Source organism: Microbacterium rhizophilum, from assembly GCF_039605615.1.
Lineage (GTDB): Bacteria > Actinomycetota > Actinomycetes > Actinomycetales > Microbacteriaceae > Microbacterium > Microbacterium rhizophilus.
In genome coordinates this window covers 273,942-286,378 of the sequence record NZ_JBCNUN010000001.1, presented here as the reverse complement: position 1 = coordinate 286,378, position 12,437 = coordinate 273,942, and the positions used below count along the sequence as shown (strand labels likewise).

Annotated in this window: 12 protein-coding genes; 8 read left to right on the top strand and 4 right to left on the bottom strand. The window is 71.4% G+C overall.

Annotated elements, in window-relative coordinates; translation table 11 throughout:
• Positions 1-483 (bottom strand): NfeD family protein, encoded by a 483-nt coding sequence (locus AAD528_RS01495; protein ID WP_345750270.1) that lies wholly within the window; start codon positions 481-483, stop codon positions 1-3.
• Positions 484-672: 189 nt separating this feature from the next.
• Between AAD528_RS01495 and AAD528_RS01490 the strand changes: the two genes are divergently transcribed.
• Genes AAD528_RS01490 through AAD528_RS01480 form a run of 3 tightly spaced genes read left to right on the top strand, consistent with a single transcriptional unit; the run spans position 673 to position 3,278 of the window.
• Positions 673-1,449 (top strand): SDR family oxidoreductase, encoded by a 777-nt coding sequence (locus AAD528_RS01490; RefSeq protein WP_345750269.1) that lies wholly within the window; start codon positions 673-675, stop codon positions 1,447-1,449.
• Between the two features lie 45 nt (positions 1,450-1,494).
• Complete coding sequence (locus AAD528_RS01485) at positions 1,495-2,067, top strand: anthranilate synthase component II (RefSeq protein ID WP_345750268.1); 573 nt, start codon at positions 1,495-1,497, stop codon at positions 2,065-2,067.
• Between the two features lie 44 nt (positions 2,068-2,111).
• On the top strand, positions 2,112-3,278 hold the full coding sequence (locus AAD528_RS01480) for an anthranilate synthase component I family protein (RefSeq protein ID WP_345750267.1): 1,167 nt from the start codon (positions 2,112-2,114) through the stop codon (positions 3,276-3,278).
• Positions 3,279-3,336: 58 nt separating this feature from the next.
• Here the strand turns inward: AAD528_RS01480 and AAD528_RS01475 are convergent, their stop codons facing one another.
• A complete protein-coding gene (locus AAD528_RS01475; RefSeq protein WP_345750266.1) occupies positions 3,337-4,269 on the bottom strand; it encodes an AEC family transporter in 933 nt (310 codons plus the stop codon).
• 89 nt (positions 4,270-4,358) lie between these two features.
• On the opposite strand from AAD528_RS01475, the gene AAD528_RS01470 reads away from it, so the two are divergent.
• From AAD528_RS01470 to AAD528_RS01450, 5 genes are read left to right on the top strand one after another with little or no spacing between them, the layout of a single operon-like run.
• On the top strand, positions 4,359-4,979 hold the full coding sequence (locus AAD528_RS01470; RefSeq protein ID WP_345750265.1) for an LOG family protein: 621 nt from the start codon (positions 4,359-4,361) through the stop codon (positions 4,977-4,979).
• Between the two features lie 33 nt (positions 4,980-5,012).
• Positions 5,013-5,459 carry a helix-turn-helix transcriptional regulator gene (locus AAD528_RS01465; RefSeq protein ID WP_345750264.1) on the top strand — a complete coding sequence of 149 codons (447 nt, stop codon included), beginning with the start codon at positions 5,013-5,015 and terminating at the stop codon, positions 5,457-5,459.
• Positions 5,460-5,464: 5 nt separating this feature from the next.
• A complete protein-coding gene (locus AAD528_RS01460; protein WP_345750263.1) occupies positions 5,465-5,878 on the top strand; it encodes a VOC family protein in 414 nt (137 codons plus the stop codon).
• A gap of 39 nt (positions 5,879-5,917) precedes the next feature.
• Positions 5,918-8,263: an ATP-binding cassette domain-containing protein gene (locus AAD528_RS01455; protein WP_345750262.1), complete on the top strand. Its 2,346-nt coding sequence runs from the start codon at positions 5,918-5,920 to the stop codon at positions 8,261-8,263.
• Entirely contained in the window at positions 8,260-8,802 is a 543-nt protein-coding gene (locus AAD528_RS01450) for a P-loop NTPase family protein (RefSeq protein ID WP_345750261.1), read from the top strand. The genes AAD528_RS01455 and AAD528_RS01450 overlap by 4 nt, the downstream gene beginning before the upstream one ends.
• Positions 8,803-9,190: 388 nt before the next feature.
• Here AAD528_RS01450 and AAD528_RS01445 read toward each other — a convergent pair whose 3' ends face one another.
• Together AAD528_RS01445 and AAD528_RS01440 are read right to left on the bottom strand one after the other, a co-directional pair.
• Positions 9,191-11,815 (bottom strand): ATP-binding protein, encoded by a 2,625-nt coding sequence (locus AAD528_RS01445; protein ID WP_345750260.1) that lies wholly within the window; start codon positions 11,813-11,815, stop codon positions 9,191-9,193.
• A 221-nt stretch (positions 11,816-12,036) separates the two neighbouring features.
• Positions 12,037-12,429 (bottom strand): ester cyclase, encoded by a 393-nt coding sequence (locus AAD528_RS01440; protein ID WP_345750259.1) that lies wholly within the window; start codon positions 12,427-12,429, stop codon positions 12,037-12,039.
• Positions 12,430-12,437 lie beyond the last annotated feature (8 nt).

Below are 12,437 nucleotides of genomic sequence, written 5' to 3'. Positions count from 1 at the left end.
TCAGCTCTCCTGGGTCGGGGCGGGGGCGCCGGCGGGGGTGACGATGGCGGTGGCGCCCTGGATGGCGGCCACCACGACGGGGGTCTGGGGCGGCAGGTCGCTGCCGTGCTGGACGCGGGCGGTCCACGCGTCGCCGTTGGCGAGCTTGACGCGGCCGCCGAGGGCCGTGACCGTCTCGGTGACGACGCCGTCGAGGCCGATGAGCCGCTCCACGTTGAACTTCTCGGGATCGGAGCTGCGCTGGAGGCGACGCAGCAGGGGCGGCCTCAGCAGGCCGAGGAACGCGACGGCCGCGGCCGCCGCGACGATCACCTGCAGCCACAGCGGCGCCCGCGCGACCGCGGCGACGATGCCGGCGAGCGAACCCAGCGCGAGCATCAGGAAGGTCATCTCTCCGGCCATCACCTCGATGGCCAGGAAGAGGGCGATCAGGACGAGCCACCCGACCCATGACCACTGTTCGATGAACGAGAAGAACTCCATCGCCCGCCTCCCTTTTTCCGCACACTATCAGCGGCCGTGAGGTGCCGCGCCGGACAACGGGAGGGACGCGACATTGGAGCCTCGCGACAGGGCTCGGGGCGGCCCCGTTGGTACTGTCGAACAGACCCCGGCGGCGCCGGATGTCCCCATCCGGCCCGTCCGATCCGCCGTCCGACCTCAGGAGATCTCGTGACCGACGCCCCCTCGCAGCCCATCGCCACCGGCACGCTCACGGGCAGGGTCGCCCTCGTCACGGGATCGTCGCGGGGTATCGGCGCCGACACCGTCCGCTACCTCGCGCAGGGCGGCGCGGACGTCGTGATCAACTTCCGCAACAAGGCGCCCCGCGCGGAGAAGCTCGCCGCCGAGGTGCGCGAGCTCGGCGTGCGCGCGCTGGTCGTGGGCGCGGATCTCACCGACCCCGCGTCGGTCGAGGCGATGTTCGCCGCCGTGAAGGACGAGTTCGGGACGCTGGACATCCTCGTGCTGAACGCCTCGGGCGGCATGGAGTCGGGCATGGCCGAGGACTACGCGCTGACGCTCAACCGCGACGCGCAGGTCGGCGCGCTGCAGGCGGCGCTGCCGCTGCTCACGGCCGGATCGCGCGTGGTGTTCGTCACGAGCCACCAGGCGCACTTCATCCGCACCACGCCGACCATGCCCGAGTACGAGCCCGTCGCGCTGTCCAAGCGCGCCGGCGAGGACGCGCTGCGCGAGCTGATCCCGTCGCTCGCGGAGAAGGGGATCGGCCTCACCGTCGTGTCGGGCGACATGATCGAGGGCACCATCACGGCGACCCTGCTCGAGCGCGCCAACCCGGGGGCGATCGCCCAGCGCCGCGAGTCCGCGGGCAAGCTCTACAACGTGTCGGAGTTCGCCGCCGAGGTCGCTCAGGCCGCGGTCGATCCGGTGCCGGCGGACAACACGCGCCTGGTCGGCGACGTCAGCGCCTTCGCCGCCGAGTGAGACCGCCGGCGCCTGGCATGTCCCGCGGCACCGCAGAATAGGCGCATGCCCTCGCACGATGTGGTCGTCGTCGACCACCACGACAGCTACACGGGCAACCTCGTGCATCTCATCGCCGGGGTGACCGGCGGCCTGCCGCGCGTCGTCGAGCACGACGAGTGCACGGCCGCCGAGGTGCTCGCGCACGACTTCGTGGTGCTCTCGCCGGGACCGGGGCATCCTGCCGATCCGCACGACTTCGCCGTGGGGCGCGAGGTGCTGCGGGCGGGGGAGCGGCCCGTGCTCGGCGTGTGCCTCGGCATGCAGGGCATCGTGACGGCGTTCGGCGGTCGCGTCGAGCGCGTCGACCCGGGGCACGGCATCGACGCGACCGTGCGGCACGACGGGGCCGGACTGTTCGCGGACGTCCCCGACGGCTTCCGGGCGATCCGGTATCACTCGCTCGCGGCGCTCGAGCTGCCCGATGACGTGGTCGTGACGGCGACGGACGAGCGCACCGGCCTCGTGATGGGCGTCGCGCACCGGCGGCTGCCGATCGCGGGCGTGCAGTTCCACCCCGAGTCGGTCCTGACCGAGCACGGCGAGCGGATCGTGCGCAACTTCCTGGGTGCGGCGTGAGGGACCGGATCGCGGAGGCCGCTCGCAGCGGCCGGTGCGCCTGGATGCACGCCGGTGACGGCGGCCCCCAGCTCGCGTGGCTCGATCCGGAGGACGTGTCGCTGACGTACGACGCGGCCCGGCGCGAGGTGACGCGGCACGCGGGCGGACGCGCGGAGGTCGTGGGAGACGACGTCTTCGCGGCGCTCGAGGTCGAGCTCGCCGCGGGCACGCCCGATGACCGCTGGTTCGGCTACTTCGGGTACGCCGCGCGCGCCGACCTGCCCGCCCGTCCGGACGGCGTCCTGCCCGACGCGGTGTGGATGCGCCCCTCGCACGTCGAGCGCCTCGAGCTGCCGATCGCGCCCGATGAGGTGGCCGGGGGAGCGGCCGCCTCGGAGCCGGCCCCCTCGTGGTACCGAGAGGCGTTCGACGCTGTGCAGGAGCATCTGCACGCCGGCAACTCGTACGAGGTCAACCTCACCTACCGGGCGTCCGCGCCGAGCGCGCTCGCGCCGCTCGACGTCTTCGCGGGGCTGTGGGCGGTGAACCCGGCGCCGTACGCGGCCTACCTGCAGCACGACGTGCCCGGCGCGCGCGCCTTCGTCGCCGGTTCCTCGCCCGAGCGCTACGCCCGGATCTCCGGGGGAGCGGGGGAGCGGCGGACTCTCGAGGCGAAGCCGATCAAGGGCACGACCCCGCGCGGCGCGACGCCGGAGGAGGACGCCGCGGCGGCGGAGCTGCTGCGCACCGACCAGCGCTTCCGCTCGGAGAACCTCATGATCGTCGACCTGCTGCGCCATGACCTGTCGCAGGTGTGCGAGGTCGGGACGGTCGAGGTGCCGTCGCTCATGGCGGTCGAGTCCTACGCGTCCGTGCACCAGCTGGTGTCGACGGTGCGCGGCGTCCTGCGCGAGGACGTCGGATCCCTCGAGGCGCTGCGGGCCCTGTTCCCCGCGGGCTCCATGACGGGCGCCCCGAAGCTGCGGACCATGCAGATCATCGACGAGGTCGAGCGGACGCCTCGCGGCGCCTACGCGGGGGCGCTCGGCTGGATCGCCGGCGACGGGCGCGCGGATCTCGGGGTGATCATCCGGACGCTCCTCACCGACGGATCCGGCACCTACAGGCTCGGCACGGGCGGCGGCGTGACGGTGCAGTCGACCGCGGACGACGAGTACGTCGAGTCGCGCTGGAAGGCCGAGCGGCTGCTGCGCGCGCTGGAGGGCTGAGGCGGGTCGTCTCGACTCGCCCGCGGCTCGCTCGGCACCGGCGGCGGCGTGACCTGTCTCAGCCGCCGAGCAGCACCGCGGCCGCGAAGACGGTCGGGATGCAGCCGAACGTCGTGAGGAACACGACGTCGCGCGCGAGCACCTCGCCCACGCCGTAGCGCTGGGCGTAGTTGAACACGTTCTGCGCGCTGGGCAGGCTCGCGAGCACGACCACGACGAGCATGGCGTGCGCGTCGAGGTGGAACAGCAGGCCGAGGGCCCAGGCGGTCACTGGCATGACGAGCAGCTTCATCGCGGTCGCCAGCAGCACGTCGGGACGCGAGGCCTGCGTCGTCAGCACGCGCTTCCCGAACAGCGACATGCCGAAGCTCAGCAGCAGCACCGGCACCGCGGCCCCGGCCAGCAGGCCGATGGGCTCGGTGACGATGGCGGGCAGCTCGATGCCGGTCACGGCGACGAGCAGCCCGAGCGCGGCCCCGATGATCATCGGATTGCGCAGCGACCGCCGCAGCGCGCGGGCGAGGCCCCGCCATCCTGCCGCTCCGCCGCTCGAGACGCTGTCCAGGATCGCCAGCACGATGGGCGTGATCACCAGCAGCTGGACGAGGATCACCGGGGCCGAGTAGGCGCCGCTGCCGAGCAGGTAGGTCGAGATGGGGATGCCGATGTTGTTCGCGTTGACGTAGCCGGCACCGAGCGCGCCGAGCACGATCTCGCCGAGCGAGCGCCTCCACGCGAGCTTCGCGATCAGGCCGTAGACCAGGAACATCGCGAACGCGGCCAGGATCGACACGGGCAGCAGGGCCGAGAACAGCAGCGTGAGGTCCGCATCCGAAAGGACAGTGAAGAGCAGGAACGGATTGAGCACGAAGAAGGTCAGCCGGCTCAGGACGTACTGCGCGTGCTCGCCGAGCAGGTCGATCCGCGCGACGATGTAGCCGGTCACGATCGCGAGGCCGACGACCGCGAAGCCGGTCAGGACGCCGATCACGACTGCGGGGGCGCCGCCGGGGCGGCCTGGACGAGCGGCTCGGCGCAGGGGATCACCTCTCCAACCTACGGCGTCCGTAGGGTGGGGTCATGAGCACCGCACCGGCACCGCGCAGCCCCGCCCCGATTCGGAGCGTGACGGTCTTCACCGGCTCGTCCGCGGGAGCCGATCCCGCGTACGCGCGCGCCGCGGTCGATGTGGGGCAGGCGCTCGCGGCCCGCGGCATGGGCGTGGTGTACGGCGGCGGCAACGTCGGGCTCATGGGCGCCGTCTCCACCGCGGCGCGCGAGGCCGGCGGCGAGGTGCACGGCGTGATGCCCGAGGCGCTGGTCGACAAGGAGATCGCGCATCCGGATCTCACGACGTTCGAGATCGTGCCCGATATGCACGCGCGGAAGATGCGCATGGCCGAGCTCGCCGACGCGTTCGTCGCGCTGCCCGGCGGCATCGGCACGGTCGAGGAGTTCTTCGAGGTGTGGACGTGGCTGCAGCTCGGCATCCACCGCAAGCCCGTCGCCGTGTACGACGTGCGCGGGTTCTGGCGGCCGATGCTGACGATGGTCGACCGGATGGTGGAGGAGGGCTTCGTCGCGGACACGTTCCGAGACTCGCTGATCGTCGTCTCCACGCCGCGCGGGCTCATCCGGGCGCTCGAGACGTGGGAGCCCCCGGCGCCCAAGTTCGCCCAAGGCGAGGCGCCGCGGGCGTAGGCCGGCGGCGGCGAGCCGTGGCACGATCGACTCGTGGCCAGGGACGTCGATGAAGCCCGCCTGCGCGAGCTGGCGCTGCTGCGACGCGTGCGCGACCGGATGGATCGCGAGTACGCGCGGCCGCTGGACGTCGAGGCGCTCGCGCGCGGCGTGCACATGTCGGCCGGGCACCTGAGCCGCCAGTTCAAGGCGGCCTACGGCGAGTCGCCCTACGCGTACCTGATGACGCGGCGCATCGAGCGCGCCATGACATTGCTGCGGCGCGGAGATCTGACGGTCACGGAGGTCTGCTTCGAGGTCGGCTGCGCGTCGCTCGGCACCTTCAGCTCGCGGTTCACCGAACTGGTCGGCATGCCGCCGAGCGTCTACCGCCGCGAGGCGCAGGACGGCTTCGGCGGTCTGCCGTCGCTCGTCGTGAAGTCGGTCACGAGACCGGTCAGGAATCGAGAAGCGCGGCGCGAGAGCGCCCGGATAGCGTGACCGACATGGACATCACCATCAACGCCAGCTTCCTTCCGCACACCGATCCGGAGGCCTCGCTCGCCTTCTACCGCGACGTGCTCGGCTTCGAGGTGCGCCTCGACGTCGGCTACGAGACCATGCGCTGGATCACGGTCGGCCCCGCCGGCCAACCGGACACGTCGATCGTGCTCACGCCGCCGGCGGTCGATCCCGGCATCACGGACGACGAGAGGCGCACGATCTCCGAGATGATGGCGAAGGGCACGTTCGCCGGGATCGTGCTCGCGACGCCCGACGTCGATGCCGTGTTCGAGAGGATCCAGGCCATGCCCGACGTGGACATCGTGCAGGAGCCGATCGACCAGGACTACGGCCTGCGCGACTTCGCCCTGCGCGATCCGGCGGGCAACATGATCCGCATCCAGCAGCGCGGCTGAGCCCACCCCCGTCCCCGAGCCAGACCCTAAGGAGCGCCGGTGCATCCCGCCGACACCCATGACCTCATCCGCGTGCAGGGCGCGCGCGAGAACAACCTGAAGGACGTCAGCGTCGAGATCCCGAAGCGACGCCTGACGGTGTTCACGGGCGTGTCGGGATCGGGCAAGAGCTCGCTGGTCTTCGACACGATCGCCGCCGAGTCGCGCCGCATGATCGACGAGACGTACAGCGCGTTCGTGCAGGGCTTCATGCCGTCCGTGCCCCGCCCGGACGTGGACGTGCTCGAGGGGCTGACGACCGCGATCATCGTCGACCAGGAGCGGCTCGGCGCGAACCCGCGCTCCACGGTCGGGACGGTCACCGACGCGAACGCGATGCTGCGCATCCTGTTCAGCCGGCTGGGCGAGCCCTACATCGGCGGTCCCACGGCCTTCTCGTTCAACATCCCGACGCAGAAGGCCAGCGGCGTGATGACGGGGCCCAAGGGCGAGAAGAAGATCGTGAAGGACGCGATCTACCTCGGCGGCATGTGCCCGCGCTGCGAGGGACGCGGCGCCGTGTCGGACATCGACCTCGCGCAGATCGTCGACGAGTCGAAGTCGCTGAACGAGGGCGCCATCATGGTGCCCGGCTACACGGCCGACGGGTGGATGGTGAAGGGCTTCTCGCTGTCGGGCTTCTACCCCGCGGACAAGCCCATCTCGAGCTTCAGCGAGAAGCAACGGCAGATGTTCCTGTACGGCGAGGTGACCAAGGTCAAGATCTCCGGCATCAACATGACGTATGAAGGCCTGATCCCGAAGATCACGAAGGCGATGCTGTCGAAGGACCTCGACGCGCTGCAGCCGCACATCCGTGCGTTCGTGGAGCGCGTGGCGACCTTCGCGACGTGCCCGGAGTGCGACGGCACCCGCCTGACCGAGGGCGCGCGCTCGTCGAAGATCGACGGGATCAGCATCGCCGACGCGTGCCGCATGCAGGTCACCGACCTGGCGGACTGGGTGCGCGGGCTCGACAGGCCGGGCGCGGGCCCGCTGCTGACCGCCCTCGGCGCGAACCTCGCCGCGTTCGTGACCCTCGGCCTCGGGTACCTCAGCCTGGAGCGGCCGTCGGGCACGCTCAGCGGGGGAGAGGCGCAGCGGATCAAGATGCTGCGCCACCTCGGATCGTCCCTGACCGACGTCACGTACGTGTTCGACGAGCCGACCATCGGGCTGCATCCGCACGACATCCAGCGCATGAACGGGCTGCTCGAGCAGCTGCGCGACAAGGGCAACACGGTGCTGGTCGTCGAGCACAAGCCGGAGACCATCGCGATCGCCGACCACGTGATCGACCTCGGCCCTGCCGCCGGCAGCGCGGGCGGCACGATCTGCTTCGAGGGCACCGTGGACGGCCTCAAGATCAGCGGCACGCTCACGGGCCAGCACCTCGACGACCGCGCGTCGCTGAAGCCGGCGGTCCGTTCGGCCACCGGGGCGATCGAGGTGCGCGGCGCCACGTCCCACAACCTGCAGGACGTGTCCGTGAACATCCCGCTGGGCGTCCTGACGGTCGTGACCGGGGTCGCCGGGTCCGGCAAGAGCTCGCTGATCCACGGATCCGTCTCGCCGCGCGACGGCGTCGTGGCCATCGACCAGGGCGCGATCCGGGGCTCGCGGCGCAGCAACCCGGCCACCTACACGGGGCTGCTCGAGCCGATCCGCAAGGCCTTCGCGAAGGCCAACGGCGTCAAACCGGCGCTGTTCAGCGCGAACTCCGAGGGCGCGTGCCCGACGTGCAAGGGCGCGGGCGTGATCATCACGGAGCTCGGCTTCATGGACACGGTCGAGACGCCCTGTGAGGACTGCGGCGGCAAGCGGTTCCAGGCGAGCGTGCTCGATTACAAGCTCGGCGGCAAGGACATCACGGAGGTGCTCGATCTGCCGGTCGGCGAGGCTCGCCCGTTCTTCTCCGAGGGCGAGGCGAAGATCCCGGCCGCCGCGGCCATCCTGGGTCGTCTGGAGGACGTCGGGCTCGGCTACCTGACGCTCGGCCAGCCGCTGTCGACCCTGTCCGGCGGCGAGCGGCAGCGGATCAAACTCGCGAACCAGATGGGGGAGAAGGCCGACGTCTACGTCCTCGACGAGCCGACGACGGGCCTGCACCTCGCGGACGTCGCGAACCTGCTCGGGCTTCTGGATCGACTCGTCGACGCGGGCCGCACGGTGATCGTGATCGAGCATCACCAGGCGGTCATGGCGCACGCCGACTGGATCATCGACCTCGGCCCCGGGGCCGGGCACGACGGCGGGCGGATCGTGTTCGAGGGCACACCCGCGGACCTCGTCGCCGCGAAGTCGACGGTGACGGGGGAGCACCTCGCGGCGTACGTGGGCGCGTGAGCGCGGGCGATCCGACGGCCCCCGTGCCGCATCGCATCCTGCTGTACGGCGTCACCGGTTCTGGCAAGTCGACCGCGGCACTGCGGATCGGCGAACGGCTCGGCATCCCGGTGACTCTGGCGGATGAGATCGGCTGGCTGCCGGGATGGGTCAACCGTCCGCTGGCCGAGCAGATCGCGCTGGTCGACGACGTGGTCGCGCAGGAAGCGTGGATCCTCGACAGCGCCTACAGCAGCTGGAAGGACCGCGTCATACCGCGCGTCGAGCTGATCGTGGGGCTGGACTACCCGCGCTGGTTCTCGCTGCAGCGGCTGATCCGCCGCACGCTGCGACGCATCAGGACGCGCGAGGAGGTCTTCCAGGGCAACGTCGAGACCTGGAAGGTGCAGCTCTCGCGCGAGTCGATCATCCGCTGGCACTTCGCGTCCTGGGCCCGCAAGCGGGCACGGATGCGCGCGTGGGCCGCGGATCCCGCAGCACCACCCGTCCTGCTTTTCCGCCGCGCGCGGGATCTCGAGCGATGGGTGGAGCGCCTGTGAGCGGTCCGGTCATCGAGGTACTGGAGCGGTCGCACGCGCCCGCGGAGCGGGTCTGGGATTGCTACAGGCAGTGCTTCGACGACGTCGCGGACTATGAGACGTGGCACGCCGATCTGTTCGAGCGTCACGCGGCCCGTGAGGGCTACCGGCTCGTGGTCGCTTCGGAGGGTTCGCGAGTCGTCGGATTCTCCTGGGGCTACACCGGGGCGCGAGAGCCTCGAGCCGCAGCTGCGCGATAGCCGATAATGCACATTATGTCAGTTCAGCCAGGCCATGTCGTCGGATCCGCGAATCCGCCCGGTCGTTGCGACTCCCCTGTTGTCAGCTTCTGCGAGTGAGCCGGTGCTCGCTTGCCGCCGACCGTGCGTGCGGATGCCGCCGGCCGCGCTCACCAACGGGCCAGCTCCGGCGCGAGCTGCTCGCGCTCGTGCCCGGGAAGCGCGAGGGCGATCGCCTCCGGCACCGTCAGCTCCGCGCCCCGCCGCTCCCCCGCGGCGACCGCCTCCGGCTGCGCCGAGCGGATGGCGTCCAGCTGCGGCATGTGCACGGTGAACGCCTCCGCGTCGAACACGCCGATGCGCTGCCGGATGGCGTGGGAGACGGCCGAGAGCATCCCCGCCCGCTCCGCATCGCCGCGTGCCGCGGCGACCGCGCAGAGCCCCTCGAGCGCGTAGGCGACCCCCTCCTCGAAGTGCAGCCGCACCGAGACGAGCAGGGTGCGCACGCAACCAGCCTCCGCGGCGTCGATGTCGCCCCGCACGAGCTGCAGCCTCGCCTGGTGGTTGCCCGCGACCGAGACGGTGAACTGGTCGCCGACCGACTCGGCGACCTCCGTCGCCCGGTCGAAGCACGACTGCGCCTCGTCGGTGAGGCCGCGCAGCCACGCGAGCCGGCCGCGCGACACCTCCGTGATCGCCTCCGCCCACGGGTTGCCGAGGTCCCGCAGCTGGTGGACCGCATCCGCCAGCTCCCGCTCGGCGGTGTCGAGGTCGGGGAGCGGCAGCTGCAGCCGCGCGGTCGCGCGCGCCGCGGTCGCCATCGCGGCCGCGTCGCCGTCGCCGCTCTCGGTGAACAACCGCACGCACTCGCCGAGCCCCGCCACGACCTCCTCCGTCGGGTGCTGCCACATCTCGCTCCACAGGGCGAAGAACCACGCGACCGCGCGCGTGTGCGGCCTGACGGACTGGTCCTTGCCGAGCAACTCGAGCATCCAGACTCGCACCTCGCCGAAGAATCCGGCTATCCACCAGTAGACGAGCAGCCGCCACGCGAACTCCCCCGCGTCGTCGAGCCGGTCGATGTACACGAGGTGGCGCACAGCGGCGCGCAGGTTCGGCAGCTCAAGGCCGAGTTGCACGACTGCCTCGCTCTGCCCGGCGCCCCGGAGCCCCGGCGCGATCGCGGCGACGAGGTCGCTGTAGTAGTCGGCGTGGGCCGCGCGCATCCGCCCCGACTCGCCGTGCTCCTTCAGACGGCCGAGCGCGTACTCCCGCACGACGGCGAGCAGCGACAGCACCGACCGTCCGCCGACCTCCGCCTGCCGCACGAGCGAGGCGTCGACGAGGCCGGCGATGCCGTCGAGCGCCTGGCCCTCCCACACGCGACCCGCACCGAGTGCCTCCATCGCCTCGAGCGTGAACTGGCGCGCGAAGACGCCGAGGTCCTCGAGCTGCGCGCGCTGCTCGGCGGGCAGCAGGCTCACGCTCCAGTCGATCGTCGCGCGCATCGTGCGGTGGCGGTCGGGCAGGTCCCTGGCGGCGGCGGTGAGGAGCGGCAGGCTCTCCTCGAGCCGCTGCGCGATGCCATGCGGGGTGAGCAACCGCACCTTCGCGGCGGCGAGCTCGATCGCGAGCGGCAGCCCCTCTAGCCGTCGGCAGATGTCGGCGACCGCGGGCGCGTTCTCCGCCGAGAGCTCGAAGTCGGGCTTCACGGCTTGCGCGCGGTCGACGAAGAGCGCGCCGGCAGGCGAGCGCCGCACCCGCTCGATGCTCGGGTGGGCCACGGTGTCGGGCACGCCGAGCGCCTTCACCTCGAAGACGCGCTCCCCTCGGATCCGCAGCACCGTGCGGCTCGTGACGAGCAGGGACGCAGACGGCGCGACGTCGAGCAGCCGCACGAGCAGCGGCGCCGCCTCCACGATCTGCTCGAAGTTGTCGAGCACGAGCAGCACGCGCCGGCTCGCGAGCGCTCGCGAGATGCGCTCCTCGAGCGCGGTCTCGCCGGTGTCGCGGATGCCGAGCACATATGCGACCGTCGGCAGCAGCAGTCCCGGCTCGAACACCCCCTCGAGCGGGAGGAAGTACCGCCCGTCCGGGAACAGATCCGCGGTCCCCTGCGCGACCTCGATCGCGAGCCTGCTCTTGCCGATGCCGCCCGGGCCCACCAGGCTCACGAGCTTCGTCCCGCGCTCGAAGAGCGACCTCACCTCGGCGATCTCGCGGTCGCGGCCGATCGTGCTCGTCGGAGGCACCGGGATGCGCGACTCGGGGGTCGGCGGGATCTCCTCCGGCCCGCCCCCGTTCTGCAGCCGCGACTCGTCGAAGCGCTCGGCGAGCAGCGTCGCGAGGTCGTTCGACACGAACTCCTCGAGCTCCGACGCCGTCGCGAACGGCAAGTACGCCGCGGTGTCGTCCGAGCGGATGCGCGCGATGAGGTCCTCGAGCCGCGGCTCCCGGTGCTCAGAGGCGCGCACGTAGATGAGCTTCGGCATGTCCCGCGGTGCGAGCGCGTACTCGTCCTCGAGGCCCGAGACCTGCTCGTCGGGCGCGACCCAGCCGTAGCTGTCGCCGTAGATGCCGACGAACACGTCGCTCTGCGCAAGGTACGAGCGGTAGAGCGCGCGCGGCGGATGCGGCCGGGCGCCGAGCTCGAACATCACGGGCGCGAGCCGCATGCGCTCGATCGCGGCTCGAACGGCGCGGCGCTCCTCTGCGAGCTCGCGCAGGGTCGAGCTCACGAACACCCGGATCCGCTGGTCGGGTGTGCGGATCACGGGCCGGTGCGCGCCGGTCATGCCGACATCTTGGCCCCGCGGCGCGTTGCGCGCCAGCTCGAACCTTCCCTGGGGCGCGGCTTGGCCGACGCAGCAGGCACCGTCGCACGATCGAGGGGACTCGAGCAGCGAGGGATCGTGAGCGGTTTCGATCCGACTTCGAACCCGATCCGCATGTTCAAGAAGCGCGAAGTGACGGCTCCGGGTCACTGCCGCTCGTCTTCGAGCGACCCCGTATGCGGTCAGCGCGCACCAAGCTGCGTGATCAGCTCCAGATCGTCCGAGCCGGTGACCTCGGCGATCCGGCCGTTCGTGACGCGATACATCGCGAACTCCGCGACGTTGACGTGTCGGCGCGACGGGGCGATGCCTTTGAACTCCCCGAGATGCGTTCCGCTCCCCCGCAGGTGGACGGCGATCCGGTCCTCCTCCGCGACTACCTGGATCCGGCGCCAGCGCCAATCCGGGAAGGCATGGAAGAGATCGGCCAGATCGGTCAGCCAGGCGTCCACACCGCCCGGCAGATGCGCGCGCCGCACATCCGTCCCGATGAACGCGCGGATGGCCTCGAGATCGTGCCGGTTGCAGGCATCCAGGAACTCGGCGTGCCACTCGTGCATCTCCCAGGGCTCCACCTGCCCAT

What these genes read in the sequence shown, in the direction of transcription:
- AAD528_RS01495 (WP_345750270.1), bottom strand. Translation starts at nt 483, where the DNA reads ATGGAGTTCTTCTCGTTCATCGAACAGTGGTCATGGGTCGGGTGGCTC.
- AAD528_RS01485 (WP_345750268.1), top strand. Translation starts at nt 1,495, where the DNA reads ATGCCCTCGCACGATGTGGTCGTCGTCGACCACCACGACAGCTACACG.
- AAD528_RS01480 (WP_345750267.1), top strand. Translation starts at nt 2,112, where the DNA reads ATGCACGCCGGTGACGGCGGCCCCCAGCTCGCGTGGCTCGATCCGGAG.
- AAD528_RS01470 (WP_345750265.1), top strand. Translation starts at nt 4,359, where the DNA reads ATGAGCACCGCACCGGCACCGCGCAGCCCCGCCCCGATTCGGAGCGTG.
- AAD528_RS01460 (WP_345750263.1), top strand. Translation starts at nt 5,465, where the DNA reads ATGGACATCACCATCAACGCCAGCTTCCTTCCGCACACCGATCCGGAG.
- AAD528_RS01445 (WP_345750260.1), bottom strand. Translation starts at nt 11,815, where the DNA reads ATGACCGGCGCGCACCGGCCCGTGATCCGCACACCCGACCAGCGGATC.